Origin of the sequence: Petrotoga mobilis SJ95 (assembly GCF_000018605.1) — a bacterium.
Taxonomy (GTDB): domain Bacteria; phylum Thermotogota; class Thermotogae; order Petrotogales; family Petrotogaceae; genus Petrotoga; species Petrotoga mobilis.
In genome coordinates this window covers 1,368,577-1,382,348 of the sequence record NC_010003.1, presented here as the reverse complement: position 1 = coordinate 1,382,348, position 13,772 = coordinate 1,368,577, and the positions used below count along the sequence as shown (strand labels likewise).

The 13,772-nt window shown below is 30.1% G+C and carries 12 protein-coding genes; 1 reads left to right on the top strand and 11 read right to left on the bottom strand.

Annotated features, from left to right (window positions below; translation table 11 throughout):
• Window positions 1–194: 194 nt before the first annotated feature.
• The 5 genes from PMOB_RS10270 to PMOB_RS06610 form a co-directional block, all read right to left on the bottom strand.
• Window positions 195–707, bottom strand: a complete 513-nt coding sequence (locus tag PMOB_RS10270) for a winged helix-turn-helix transcriptional regulator (RefSeq protein ID WP_012209102.1) — start codon at window positions 705–707, stop codon at window positions 195–197.
• Window positions 708–855: 148 nt separating this feature from the next.
• On the bottom strand, window positions 856–2,145 hold the full coding sequence (locus PMOB_RS06625; protein WP_012209101.1) for an ISL3 family transposase: 1,290 nt from the start codon (window positions 2,143–2,145) through the stop codon (window positions 856–858).
• Between the two features lie 201 nt (window positions 2,146–2,346).
• On the bottom strand, window positions 2,347–3,531 hold the full coding sequence (locus PMOB_RS06620; RefSeq protein ID WP_012209100.1) for a hypothetical protein: 1,185 nt from the start codon (window positions 3,529–3,531) through the stop codon (window positions 2,347–2,349).
• A 49-nt stretch (window positions 3,532–3,580) separates the two neighbouring features.
• On the bottom strand, window positions 3,581–4,654 hold the full coding sequence (gene wecB, locus PMOB_RS06615; RefSeq protein WP_012209099.1) for a non-hydrolyzing UDP-N-acetylglucosamine 2-epimerase: 1,074 nt from the start codon (window positions 4,652–4,654) through the stop codon (window positions 3,581–3,583).
• Between the two features lie 34 nt (window positions 4,655–4,688).
• Entirely contained in the window at window positions 4,689–5,984 is a 1,296-nt protein-coding gene (locus PMOB_RS06610; protein WP_012209098.1) for a glycosyltransferase family protein, read from the bottom strand.
• Between the two features lie 83 nt (window positions 5,985–6,067).
• Here PMOB_RS06610 and PMOB_RS10645 point away from each other — a divergent pair, with 83 nt between their 5' ends.
• The gene (locus PMOB_RS10645; RefSeq protein WP_155811079.1) at window positions 6,068–6,253 is read left to right on the top strand and encodes a hypothetical protein; all 186 of its coding nucleotides are present in this window, start codon (window positions 6,068–6,070) and stop codon (window positions 6,251–6,253) included.
• 307 nt (window positions 6,254–6,560) lie between these two features.
• Here PMOB_RS10645 and PMOB_RS06605 read toward each other — a convergent pair whose 3' ends face one another.
• The 6 genes from PMOB_RS06605 to PMOB_RS06580 form a co-directional block, all read right to left on the bottom strand.
• Window positions 6,561–7,397 (bottom strand): SDR family oxidoreductase, encoded by an 837-nt coding sequence (locus tag PMOB_RS06605; RefSeq protein ID WP_269207901.1) that lies wholly within the window; start codon window positions 7,395–7,397, stop codon window positions 6,561–6,563.
• Window positions 7,398–7,425: 28 nt separating this feature from the next.
• On the bottom strand, window positions 7,426–8,553 hold the full coding sequence (gene wecB, locus PMOB_RS06600; protein ID WP_012209096.1) for a non-hydrolyzing UDP-N-acetylglucosamine 2-epimerase: 1,128 nt from the start codon (window positions 8,551–8,553) through the stop codon (window positions 7,426–7,428).
• 50 nt (window positions 8,554–8,603) lie between these two features.
• Entirely contained in the window at window positions 8,604–9,656 is a 1,053-nt protein-coding gene (locus PMOB_RS06595; protein ID WP_012209095.1) for a polysaccharide biosynthesis protein, read from the bottom strand.
• A 24-nt stretch (window positions 9,657–9,680) separates the two neighbouring features.
• A complete protein-coding gene (locus PMOB_RS06590; protein ID WP_012209094.1) occupies window positions 9,681–10,907 on the bottom strand; it encodes a glycosyltransferase family 4 protein in 1,227 nt (408 codons plus the stop codon).
• Window positions 10,908–11,410: 503 nt separating this feature from the next.
• Complete coding sequence (locus tag PMOB_RS06585; protein ID WP_012209093.1) at window positions 11,411–12,691, bottom strand: exopolysaccharide biosynthesis polyprenyl glycosylphosphotransferase; 1,281 nt, start codon at window positions 12,689–12,691, stop codon at window positions 11,411–11,413.
• A gap of 88 nt (window positions 12,692–12,779) precedes the next feature.
• Complete coding sequence (locus PMOB_RS06580) at window positions 12,780–13,430, bottom strand: CpsB/CapC family capsule biosynthesis tyrosine phosphatase (protein ID WP_012209092.1); 651 nt, start codon at window positions 13,428–13,430, stop codon at window positions 12,780–12,782.
• Window positions 13,431–13,772: the final 342 nt, after the last annotated feature.

The window sequence follows — 13,772 nt, the reverse complement described above, 5'->3', positions numbered from 1 at the left end:
TTTATAACTTTCAGTTTTATTCACAGAAACTTCTGTCACTCTATTGATGCATTCATATATAATAACATTTCAAACCGCTTGTATATCTCTTTTTAAACCTGTTCACAAATCTCTCTACCTTTTTGATTCTTAGATTACTAGTTATTTCTATCCATTCTTCAACTTTTTCAACATTCTTTAATTTCATTATTTGTTTAAATACGATCCATCAAAAACCCACACTTTAACCCTTCGAGCTTCTCTCTATCCTCAACATTCCAGTATAGTACAACGTTAGTACTTTCTATTTTTTCAACTTCGTTTTCTGTTTTGTATTTAACTCTCAACTCTTTCAATATCCCTTCAATTATTTCCTTCATCTCTTTATCTTTCCCAAATAGAACGTAAGTTCTATTTCTTCCATATCTTTGTATTATTCTTTCTATGTTTTGTTTTATCAGCAATGTTCTTCTGTAGTATATTTTCATATACTCTATTGTTTTTTTACTCTTTTCTTTGAACCCTTCTGGGGTTAATATGTACCTGAAACTCTTGCTGTTCAACCTTTCTAATTTGACAAATCCTTTTTTAATGAACTTTTTTAAGAGTATGTTCACCATTCCCAAGGATAACCCTGTTTTTTCTGAAAGGTCTCTTTGAGTTATATTAGAGTTCTTTTCCAATTCTTCTAAAATGAGTATTTCATTATCTTGTATGATATTCAACACCTTCGTTCAATTTTTGAACAATACAAAAAGATTATAGCAACTATTTTAGTATTTGTCAAATGTTTAAGGCTCCTTGTCAAATATGGTTGATAGAATAGACTGAAGAGATGATGAAAAAGGTATTACAGAGATTTTTTGTTGAGTAATTTCAGCTCAGAAAGGATAACTGTTTACAATATGTTGTTCCTTCTGTGATGAAATTTGGTAGTTTTATGAATCTTTCTGGCATCACTCCTAATAGAACTTTTTTGGTATATCTCAAAACTTCCTTGAATCCAAAACTTATTCTTTTTATTAATTTTATGTGCGTATGACGTCCTTCTACTTTAACCGTCGTTGTTCTATTAACGAAATATTGGAGTATTTCTTTTTCCCACCTTATATATGTTTTGGCCCATCTCCATACCTGAGGATCTTCACTTTCTTCCATCTTCCCTATCAATATGTGTAATCTTCTTTTCCCTTCTTCATACGTTTCTGCTTTATACATCCATTTCAACATTAGTAGGTATCTATAATACTCTTTTAGATATGGATGTTCCTTCAATGTTTTGTATAATTTCTTTACCTTTTTCTTCTCTTTTAATAATTTCTTTCCATTCAAAAAGAACAATTTTACAGGTATCTTTTTATTGTTATTCGTTACTTCTTCTTCTATCTTTATACTTTCTCTTAGCTTTTTCTGTGCGTCTTTTACTACATGAAAATGGTCCGCTACTACTTTCACTCCAAGTAATTCTTCTTTGACTGCATTCTTAAAAGAGGTTCTCATATCGATAGCCGCTTCTGTTATCTTTTGTTTTATTTTATACGGTATTTTATTTAAAAATCCTTTCAACTCTTCTTTTTTGTCTGATTTTAATATCGCTATCGTGTTTGATGTGTTCAATTCTACTATCGTCGTCACCATCTTAAACCCTCTAAATGAGTGTTCATCTATCCCTAACTTTATATCTTTCATATCTTGAAATTTCGTCCAATCTACCTTTACTTCAATCGAATCTAATAAATTACTCACAGTTCTCACACTTACACCGTGCTCTTTCGCGATTGCCGATATGCTCATCTTACGCAAATTCTTTACAAGGTTTTCTGTCTCTGCTCTTGTTATTCTTTGCCATCTATAACTTATCTTCTCATTTCTGAAGCTTTTCCCTGTTTTTTTACACATGTATCTTTGTGGTCTATGTATCAGATATATTCTTTGTGTCCCAACTTTTCCGGCTTTGATAATCCTTTCTTTTGCTTTACCGTTACGTACTATGTATTCTCGCTTGTCTTTACATCCTTTACATTTATACGGACATTCTGGTATCCCTACCTTTTTCGAATATCTCACTTCAAAATAAATCTCTCCATCTTTTCTCAAATCTTTTCTCTCTTTTAACTTAAAACCTTTGTCAATACCCAGTATTTGTGCTATAATTTTGTTGCTCATGATATCACTCCTCTCTCTCTTTTTATTTTTTTGTTTTTTGTTCTATGAGGAGTGATATCTTTTTTTACCCCTTTTGTCAAGTATCTCATCAACCATTTTTATTATACAGCCATGTTTAGTAATTTCACTATCTTTTCCCCTGTTTTTCCGTTTCTATATATATTGCAATAATTTTCTTCCAAATTTTCTTAAAATATGATTTTATGAAAGCGCGCTTTTAGCCTTCGTCTCTTCTCTATCACTTTGACCAATTAAAGAAGCTAAAAAGAAAAATGCAAAAATCGCAGTGATTAATTGAATTCGAGCCACAAAAAAACCCAGCATAGCAGAATGCAAAATCACGATATAAAAACCGATTACTAAAAAAAGAAAAAGCCATTTTTTTTGTTCAAAAGACAATCTTTCGTTTTTGTATACAATTTTAATTGCCCATATTAAATATATAAGAAGATAAAATGCAACAAAAAAATAATTAGCATAATCTTCGATATTAGGAAGAAAGTTATAAATGTTCCCTTCAGGTACTATTTTCCCAGTAACTAACCATAATGATAAACCCGAAAAATTCTGAACGAATCTTTGAGGAAATTCTGATATAAATCTTTCTAAACCATACTGATTGTAGAGTAAAACAAGAATGATTATTAAAGTAAAAGTTGTAAAAATAATCGAACTGAATAATTTTTTCTTTTTTTGATTAGACATAAAAAAATGGATCATCATAAGCAAATGAGGAACTACCATATAAGCTCTTATAAACATTTGTAAAATGGTTACTATTAACCATCCAAAAAAGTTTTTGTTTTTTGAGAAAATCAATGAAAATAATAAAAGATCAATTATTAACAAATCTCTTAGCCACGATGCAGCTAATTGAAGAACAGGAGGAGAAAGGCCCAAAAACAACGTTAAAATAAATGCCTTACTTGAATTACAACCAATAATTTTGATTAAAATATAATATATTAATATTATAAACACAATATAATACGTAAATCCTGTAAACCAAAATAAGATCTGCCATTTAATACCTAATATATCCGTCAGAAAATAAATGAAGTAACCATAAAGATTTATATTAATTAATTGTTTGTCGTAGAATAAAATCTCATATCTATTTAAAAGTGCTTCTGAAAAGCTTTCGTAAGGAATAAAATTAAAATAGGTTAATTCATCAGTATAAAAAGGAGCATTACGATATTTCAACATATCGTAGCTTACAGTGAAATTTGGTGTCATACCTGCTTTGTTTGCTATTTCTATTCTTAAATAAATTAATAAAGATACAACTAAAACACACAAAAACACTAAACTAAACAATAAAGCCCAGTTTATGTCGATCTTCTTCTTATTTTTAATCAGATTTGATTTGCTAAAAGAGATCATAGAAAATTTAAAAGCCTCCTAACTCTTTCTTACGTTTTTCACAATTTTTTTACTTTACAATATTACTTTCTAGGTAGGTTACAACCTTTTCCCCTGCTTTCCCGTCTCCATATATATTTTCTACATTTGAAGATATTTCGTTGCTCATTATATGATGAAACTTATTTTTGATTTCATTAGGTTCACTTAGTACATTCCAACTTGCTTGTGTTAATTCTCTCCAACCTGTGTCTGGCATAACAACTATTGCTTTTTTCCCTGCAAAGTATGCTTCTTTTTGCAATCCTCCACTGTCTGTTATTACAAGATGGCTCTTTTGTACCAATCCCATCATACTTAAGTAATCTAGAGGTTCTATCAATAAGATATTTTTTGTGTATTCATTAAAATTAAATTCACCTATTCTCTTTTTGGTTCTTGGATGTATGGGAAAAACAACCTTTATTTCTTTTGTTATTTTGTCTAACTCTTTCAATATACTCTCTAGTTTTTCTTTACTGTCTGTGTTGAAATCCCTATGAATCGTAGTGACTATGTATTTATTTTCTTCCAAATTCAATTCGTCTATAATATCTTCTTTGAAATATGGCTTCATCTTTAAAAAGAGATCGTACATTATATCTCCTGTGAAATACACTCCTTCAGTAATACCTTCTTTTTTTAAGTTATTTACAGCTAGTTCAGAAGGACAAAATAGGTATTTTGATATACGATCCGTTAATACTCTATTTATCTCTTCAGGCATGTCTTTTGGTTCTTGCCTTATCCCTGCTTCCACATGGGCAACAGGGATCTTTAATTTTGCTCCAACTATTGCTCCCGCTAATGTAGTATTTGTGTCCCCATACACTAATATAATATCAGGATGTTCTTTTAATACAACCTTTTCAAACTCTATCATTGTTTTAGCCGTCATTTGGGCATGCGTTGCTGAACCTACCCCTAAATTGTAATCAGCTTTTCTTATGTTTAAAACTTTAAAGAACACATCTGACATATTGAAGTCGTAATGCTGACCAGAATGAACCAAGATTTCTTTTATTCCTTTTTTCTCAAATTCTTTATTTAGAATCGCTTCTTTGATTATCTGTGGACGAGCTCCTATTAAACTGAGTAGTTTCATGTAAATTCTCCTCGTCTTTTATAATTTGGGAAGTTCATTTGTTAATAAATGGAATTAGCTTGTTGTTTTGATATTCTCTTGAGAATTTATAAATATCTATATCCGAATTTCGAATAAGTCTATTTTTATGTTTTAAAATTAAATCTAAAGCTTTTTTAATTTCCTCTTTTTCATTTCTAGTTGTAAACCCAAGGTCGTATTTTTTTATCATTTTGTTAAACAAGACATTATCATCTCCAATTCCTAAAATTATTCTTCCACTTCTAATATAGTCAAAAAACTTGCCCGTATATACATATTTATTGGCGTTACTTTTTTCTGTGTGTAACAACAATAAAATATCACTTTGTAACATGTATTCAAAAGATTTTTGTTGATCTACTCTTTCAATAAATTCTATTTTTTCTCCCAATAATTTTTTATAAGAATTAGTATATTTATCTCTATCTACACCTATAAACCTAATTAAAAATTCATAGTTTTTTTCGTAATTATAAAAAGCTTTTAAAAATTCTGTTGGATTTCTATATCCACTATCTTTAAAGCCTATGGAACCAATATGAGATATTATAATTTTATCATTTGAGGTTTCCTTATTAATTTTAATATTTTTCCAGCTTTCTTCAGAATATCCGTTTCTTATGGTAATAATTTTTTTTCTTAAAGAACTTAAAGAAAATGAATCATTTAAATCCTTAGTTAAATTTTCATTAGGTGAGATAATTTTATCAGTGAAACGTAAGTACTTTTTTTCTCTATTTGTAGTTATTTTATTATTTAAATTATTCCAAAAATTCCAAGGATCTCTATAATCAAGAATTATTTCAATATTGGGAAACCTCTTTTTTATAATTTTTACTATATGAAAAATTGAAAAAGGAGGGCCGCTTATTAAAACCTTATTTATATTGTTTTGCTCTATTATTTGAAATACTTTATTTTTTATTTTTCTTGTCCATATAAAGGCTATAAAACCAATCCCTGGATTAGGTTCGTTAAATAAGAATTTATCAATTTTTTTATATATGTTTCCTAAAGAGTTTAAAAGTTTTTCTATGAGCTTCCTGCCTTTATTTTTATTATAATGAAAATAACTATTAGTTTTCTTTTCTCTATAAAATGTTTCAATATAATTTTCAATATAATAGATTTCAAAAGGAATCTCTTGTCCAAAATCACCATAATAATTTTTTTTCGCACTAATCATAAATACATTATTTGTTTTACTTAATTCTTTAGCAAAATAATAAACTCTTTGACATCCTCCCCAATTAGGAGAGTAAGGTATCATGTTATAAGTTATAATTAATATATTATTTATCTTGTTCATAATTCCCCCTCGTATAATATGCATGGATGTAAAACTCAAAAAATGCTACTAAAATATGTTTTTCGAAAGGCGGTTCTCAGTTTTTGGTTTTACAAAGACTTACACGCCATAGGTTCCATTTAGTTCAAACACATGTTTCTGAAAAGAATTGGATGCTTTCCAACATTTATCTGAAATTCAGTGAATTGGCTGTGAATAATAGGGATAAGCCCTTTTCCAATATATATGGTGCTACATCTTGGGCTGCTTTGACTGAGTTCTACTCTTAACTTCCTTTCATTCTCATGATCGTTTGGCTAAGTTTGCAAAACTAACATTAGGAAAACGTCAATCAGGGAGTTATTCCGCTTTTTCTTTTTTTCAAGTCTATTTTGTGTTTTTCTGAAAGTATGAGTATTGTCAGTTACGTTAATTTTTAACAAATTTTCTGATTTTTACTTCTTGACATATCATCGATTAGCTTATGTATTTTGTGTTTTCTTACATGATAACAGATTATTTTATCTTTTGTTCACAATTCATTTTTTCTACCCACATTACCCACACTTTTTGGAAGAGAACCAGATTCAGTTTTTTTTAATATTTGTATAAGTCAGCATGTTTGTCTATCCACTTTTTCATTTCTTCGATCATTTCTTTGTAATCAGGAACATTATAACTAAAATCTTTTCGTGTATTAATCAAGCTTTTATCGACAACGTAGTCCTCTTGTGGTAGTATAGTTATTTTTTTATCAAAAACTTCATTAAGGATATTTAATAGATCAAATTTACTAATTTTTGTATTAGGGACAAAATGGTATAAACCTGTTACGTTGTTTTGTACAAGAGCCTCAATCCCTTTAGCAAGTTCGATAGTTGTTACACCTGTCCAAAAGGCATTCTTATAACCATATATGCTATTTTTTTGCTTCATAAACCAATGGAAAAGTCCGATGCCATTTTCATTAATATCTGGACCTATAATAGAAGTTCTTATGGTCAGATCTTTTTCGTTATCTATCTCTCCCAGGGCTTTGGTCCTTGCATATATAGTTTCTCCATCTTTGAAAGAGTCTTCTCGATAATTTCCAGTTTTACCAGAAAAAACACAATCAGTGCTTATTTGAATTATTTTGGTCTTTGCATCTGAATATTTTTTTTCTAAGAATCTAGGTAGATAGCTGTTTAAAAGAATAGCTTTATCGGGATTTTGTTCAGCGGCTTGATTTAATATGCCTATACAATTAATTATAACATCTAAGTTTAATTCTTTTAAATAGTTATCGAATTCATAAAAATTGGTTACATCCATTAATTTTGTTTTTTCGTTGACTTTTATTCTGCGGGAAAGGTTGTATACGTTATAGTTTTTCTCTTCAAAATAATTTACTACAACATGGCCTAACATCCCCGAAGAGCCTAAAACTAATATATTTTTCGTTAGTATTCACCTCCACATTTTATGTGTGCTTAAACCATACTGTTCTGTTGACGTATTCTATATAACTGACGATTATTCTTATCACTTTCTGTGAAACATTTTTTGATTCGTAATCTGAGACTGTTTTTAACTCAAAGCCTTCTTTTGCCTGGTTTGTTACGATATTAATAGCGTTTATTATACTGTCAGAGTTAATTTCTGTCATTATTAATGTTCCTTCATCCATTCCTTCGGGCCTTTCATGAGCCTGCCTTAAGGTAACGGCAGGAAATTTCAAAATAGAAGCTTCTTCTGTTATAGTTCCACTATCAGATAATACACAAAAAGAGTTGGTTTCTAATTTAACATAATCAAAAAAACCAAAGGGCTTTAAAAAACTTATATTATCATCTTTGAAAAAAGTTGCATTTTGTTCAATCTTTTTTCTTGTCCTTGGATGAGTAGAAATAATTATTTTTTTATCATAGTATTTTTGAATATTCGACAGGGATTTTAGAAAATTATCGAAGTTTCTGGGATTATCAACATTCTCTTCCCTGTGAAGACTGATTACTATGTAATCCTTTTCTTTTAATCCTAATTCGTTCAAAATGTTTGAATTTTGTATCTTAGATTTGAAGTGCTCAAAAATTTCTACTAAGGAAGAACCAACCTTGATTATAGTTTCAGGGTTTATTCCTTCTCGAATAAGGTATCGCCGTGCATGTTCTGTCAGAACCATATTTATATCCGATAAATGATCTATGATTTTCCGATTTAATTCTTCTGGGACTCTCTGATCAAAGCATCTATTTCCTGCTTCCATATGAAAAATAGGTATTTTTCTCCTTTTAGCAGGAATAACTGATAAGCAACTGTTTGTATCCCCATATATTAAAATAGCTTCTGGTTTTTCTATTTCCATAACTTCATCTGATTTTTCTATTATTTTTGCAATGGTTTTTGCAAGATTTTCTTCTGCGACATTTAAGTAGTAATTTGGCTTTCTAATTTCTAAATCTTTAAAAAAAATCTGATTTAATTCATAATCATAATTTTGCCCTGTGTGGACTAATATATGGTTCGTGTGTTTATCAAGTTCCTTAATTACTAAACTCAGTTTTATTAATTCAGGCCTTGTACCAACTATTGTCATTATTTTATTCATTCATATTCTTCCTTTAATTTGTATTTTTTAAAGTTAATTTTAACTTTTAACTAAAACCCTTCACTCACTATTGGCTTAGTTCCGCCATTTTTGTAGTCTTCTAGTTCCTTTTGTATATAATCTAAAGAAAGAAGCTTCTCTTTTGTTTGTTCAACGCTTAGAATAATTGTGTTATCAGACCTATAATCAACATACTTTGATAAATCAGATGTCCCTTTTTCAAAGTATTTTTCGTAATTTAAATCTCTTGTGTCCGCTGGAATTCTGTAGAAATCTCCTAAATCCTCAGAAACAAGATGTTCTTCCTTTGTAAGAAGTGTTTCATGCATCTTTTCTCCATGACGTGTGCCAATTATTTTTATTTCGTTTTCCACTTCAAAGATCTCTTTCATTGCTTGGGCTAAGTCTCCTATTTTTGCGGAAGGTGATTTTTTAACAAATCTATCTCCTTGATTACCGTTTTGAAAAGCGTATAAAACCAGATCAACAGCTTCTTCTATGCTCATTAAAAATCTCGTCATGTCAGGATTCGTTACTGTAAGGGGTTTGCCATTTTTAATTTGTTGCACAAACAGTGGGATAACTGAACCTCGGGAAGCCATAACGTTTCCATATCTTGTGCCACAAATTAATGTCTTATCTGGTTCGACAGTTCGAGACTTTGCAACGAATATCTTCTCCATGAGAGCTTTAGACATCCCCATTGCGTTTATTGGATAAACCGCTTTATCCGTTGATAAACAAACTACTTTTTTAACACCAAATTCAATGGCAGCTGTTAGCACATTTTCTGTTCCTAAGATATTCGTTTTAACAGCTTCCAATGGGAAGAACTCACATGAAGGCACTTGTTTCAATGCGGCAGCTTGAAAGACGTAATCTACCCCATACATGGCGTTTCGAACGCTTTGAATGTCACGTACATCGCCTATGAAAAACTTTAATTTATCGTTTTTATAGAATCTTCTCATATCGTCTTGCTTTTTCTCATCACGAGAAAAGATACGGATTTCTTTAATATCTGTATTCAAAAACCTTCTAACTACTGCGTTACCAAAAGTCCCTGTTCCTCCTGTAACTAATAGAGTTTTATCCTTCAACATGTTAAAGCTCCTTTCTATAACTAATCAAAGTAAATTTTCAACAACTCGTAAATAACTTTCTAAAGCGACTTCTTTTGAATATTTATCTTCAAAAGCTTTTCGAGCATTTTTGGATAATTCTTTGTAATATTCTTTATTATTTTTTAGCATTAATATGTTTTCAATCGCCTCTTCCTCATTTAATTTGGTTATATTAATTCCAACATTGTTTTCTCGTAGCAAAATATCAACTTCTGAATTTACTGGAACATCAGCTAAAATCGGTTTTCCCCCACTTAAATAATAATAAGTTTTACTTGGAACAGACATCCCTTTAGATTCATCTCTCATTGATACAAGGCAACAATCAGAAAAATATATTAAATTTTGATAATCAGAAAAATCGTATACGTAATCAAAAAAATATACATTACTTGTTTCTTTTGCCATATTTATTAAGTAATCTTTCCTTCTTCCTTGGCCCACCAATATTAAATTAATAGAATTAGCGACTAACTTTTCATTTTTCATCAATTTAATAACTTTTTCCAAGCTTTTTACTTGTGCCTCTCCAATATTCCCTGCATATAGAACATTGAATCCTGGTTTATAATATTTTTCTTTTATAGAATCATTTTTTATAAAACTTTCTTTTAAATCTTTTGCCCAATTAGGAATAAATTCGATTTTCTCATTGCTAACACCATAATTTTCTTTTACATATTCTATCTGATCTCTACCTACAAAAATTGTTTTATCTGAATTTCGAAAAATGTAATTATTATATTTTTTCAATAATATTACTAATGGATTGTTTGGTGAAACTCGTTTCCATTTTACGAGTGAATCTGGATATAAATCGTGAAGTAAGAAAATAAATTTCTTCCCTTTTTTCTTAGTAACTTTTAATGTTTTATATGCAACAAAAAAAGGAGGTAAAATAGCCATTGCAACTTTGTAATTCAATTTTTTCAGAAATCTCTTTGCTTTAGTTGAAAATAGGTAAAAAAGTAAAATTTTTTGAAGGGCATTATTTTTATCGAGTTTAGGAACTTTTATTCTATGTACATGTATATCATCTATTATTTCGAATTCTGGATATCTTAGATTAGGTCGTTCAAAAGACCTATTTGGGGTAACTATCAGAACTTTTTTCCCCTTTTTTACCAGAAATTCCGCTAAGTCTGTCATCAGTTTTGCAGTTGCATCAACATCAGGATAAAAAGTTTGCGGAAATAAAACCAAGTCGTATTCTTCTTCATAATGCATCATCCAAGCCTCCGAATATTTCATAACTAATGTGATTTAACAATTTTTCTTCATTTTAAAGATTTGATGGCAAGTAAACCAGGTCCTTGTTTTTTATTTTAATATAGCCTTTTTCGAATATCTGTGAATTTAAAATATAGGATATATTACTTTAGATATTATTCTGATCATATCAATTTCATCGATATAATGAAATACTATCTTAAATTTTAGTTTCCATATTTTTTCTGTTATAAAAATTAAAACTTTGTGATCTTTAACTCCCTTTTTCCAAAATATCATAAACTTTATCTATTCGAATCTTGAACTTATAAAAGGCAATCACCTTTTAATATATCATAGAACTGGAATGTCTCATATAGTCTTATTGAAAGAATAATTTTACCTATTTTTATTATTCTTTACCTTATATTTGTTATTTACGAAGTTGCTTTGATTTTTCTATTTCTTCTATTTAGTTATTATACGCAACGATGGAAGCCGTAATTTGATATAATTTATTTGGTTTACCTTGTCCCCCTCATTCCTAACATTGTTTCAACTGTTTTGAGCATTATTTTAATATCTAGAAATATGTTCCTGTTTTTTATGTAATACAGATCGTATTCTGTTTTTTTTATGTAGTCTTCAAGGGTTGATGTGTGCTTGTAGTGTATCTGTGCCCACCCAGTTATTCCTGGGTTTAGTTTGAGTCTGTAATTGTAGAAGGGAATTTGATTTGACATCATGTTATGAAACTCCAGCATTTCTGGCCTAGGACCTACAATAGACATATTTCCTTTTATTATATTCAAAAACTGGGGCAGTTCGTCAAGTCTTAACTTTCTTATTGTTTTCCCACTTTTTAAAACACGTTTTTCTATATCTTTGTTTGGATCATTTGGATCTATTTCTGCTTCTTTCAAAGATCTAAACTTGTTTATAATGAATATTTGTTCGTCTTTTCCCATTCTTTTTTGTTTGTAAATAATGGGTTTGCCGTCTTCGATCAATATAGCTAGGCTTATTATCAACATAAACGGGGAGAATAGTATTAAAAGTAAAGTTCCAAAGAACTTGTCTATTATCTGTTGTGATGGAGATGGTTGAACGTTTTGAAACACCACCTCGTAATATTCTTTGAATTTTTGAGCGACTTCTATTGGTATGCGTTTTAAGTATTTTTCTACCATGTTCGGTAAGTATTGAATCTCTAAACCTTCTGCTTTGTAGTTTTGTATTTGTGGTTTTACCTTTTCTTCTAGTTCTGGGTCTGTTATTACTATGCCGTGTATTGTTTGGGTTAATGTTTTTTGTGTGTTTTGTTTTATTATTTCATCAAGTGTTACTGGGTTTGGGTTTATGTATTGTGTGAACTTTATTTTGTTGAGCGCTTTTTCTGAGATTTCTTCCATTATGTTGCCTATTTCTTCTTTTCTGCCTATTACGAGGTAATTTTTTACAGGCATGTGTTTTTCGTAGATATTGTATTCTATTTTGTGTATTATTGGTAAGAGGGCTATTGTGTACAATAGGTTGGTAAGGAAAAAGTATCTGTTGAAGTACTTACTTAGGAAGAAGTAGATAATTAGTATGACGATGAAACTCACAAGAGTTCCAACGGTGGTTTTTATTAGAGATTCTGTGTAACTTTTCATTGTTTCTGTGTCGTATGTTCTGAAGGAGTATATCCCGAGGTATATTATTAGAGATGAGATTATTGAGATGGTTATTGGTAGGTTCATTAAGAAGGCGTTCATAATGAATATGAGCGCTATGTCTAATAAGTGAACCGCTGCTTTTCGCATCTTCGAGTCTAACCCCCTGATTTGTTTTTCGAGATTTATTATAACATTATCTTAATGTTTAAATATTAAACGAATATTAAAAATTGTTTTATTCTGGTACATTGCTTATGTTCAATATGTCAAAGGCTTTTTCAGTTATTGGTGAGTATTTTTTAAACAGACTTAAGTTGATTTCTTTTTCGTTGTTGTTGGCTTTGTTGTTCGTTGCCAAAAAATCTAAACAATGTTTGTCTCGATAGAATTTTGCTGCTTTTGAGTTTAAGCCATTAAAGCTCAAACAGAAATAAACGTCCATTTCTTTTAGTCTGTGAAGGACGTCTTTCATTTCGAGTAGCCAATCGTATTTTTCAACTTGTAGTAGTACGATATCGTATCCATCCAACTGTAATTGAAAGATTGAGTCAAGGAGAAATATTGGGAAAGCTTCTGTTGGTAGGGTTATAAAAACAAAGTGATCGTTGAATGGAATGAATTCGTTATATTGTGGTGTTAGGTATAATTCAGATGCTAAATAGGTTTTTACACCGGTGTTGTATTCTATTGTTTCTTTAACTTCGGCGTATTTTTCCTTTATTTTTGTTATATCTGTTTTTATGGTTGGATGGTTTATGTGTGGGGTGAAGATAACATGAGTTATATCATGTTGTTTGTAATTGTTTAATTCTCTTAACGTTTCTTCAAGAGTTTGTGAGCCGTTATCAACATTGGGTAGAAGATGGGTGTTGATGTCGATATACATAGGGAGCCCCTCCCCCGAGAGATTTTGCTTAAATGAAAAAACGTTTTCATTGTTGTTATTATAACATAATTTTTTATGAAAACAAAATTTTTATTATAATTTCATTACATTTTGATTGAGGTTGTTGTTATTTTATATAACGGCCATTTTAAGCAAGGGACCTGCGGTCCCTTAAACCCGGGGGGAGGGCTTCGCCCTGTGACCCTTTTAAAAGTAAATTTTTATTTTTGTGAATTAATTTTTGTGTTTTTTTATTTAAGTTGTGCTTAGTCTTTGTTAGCGCCCTTCCCCCGCTCCCCACCCATGTGGAAGAGGGACCTGCGGTCCCTTAAACTGGCTGGG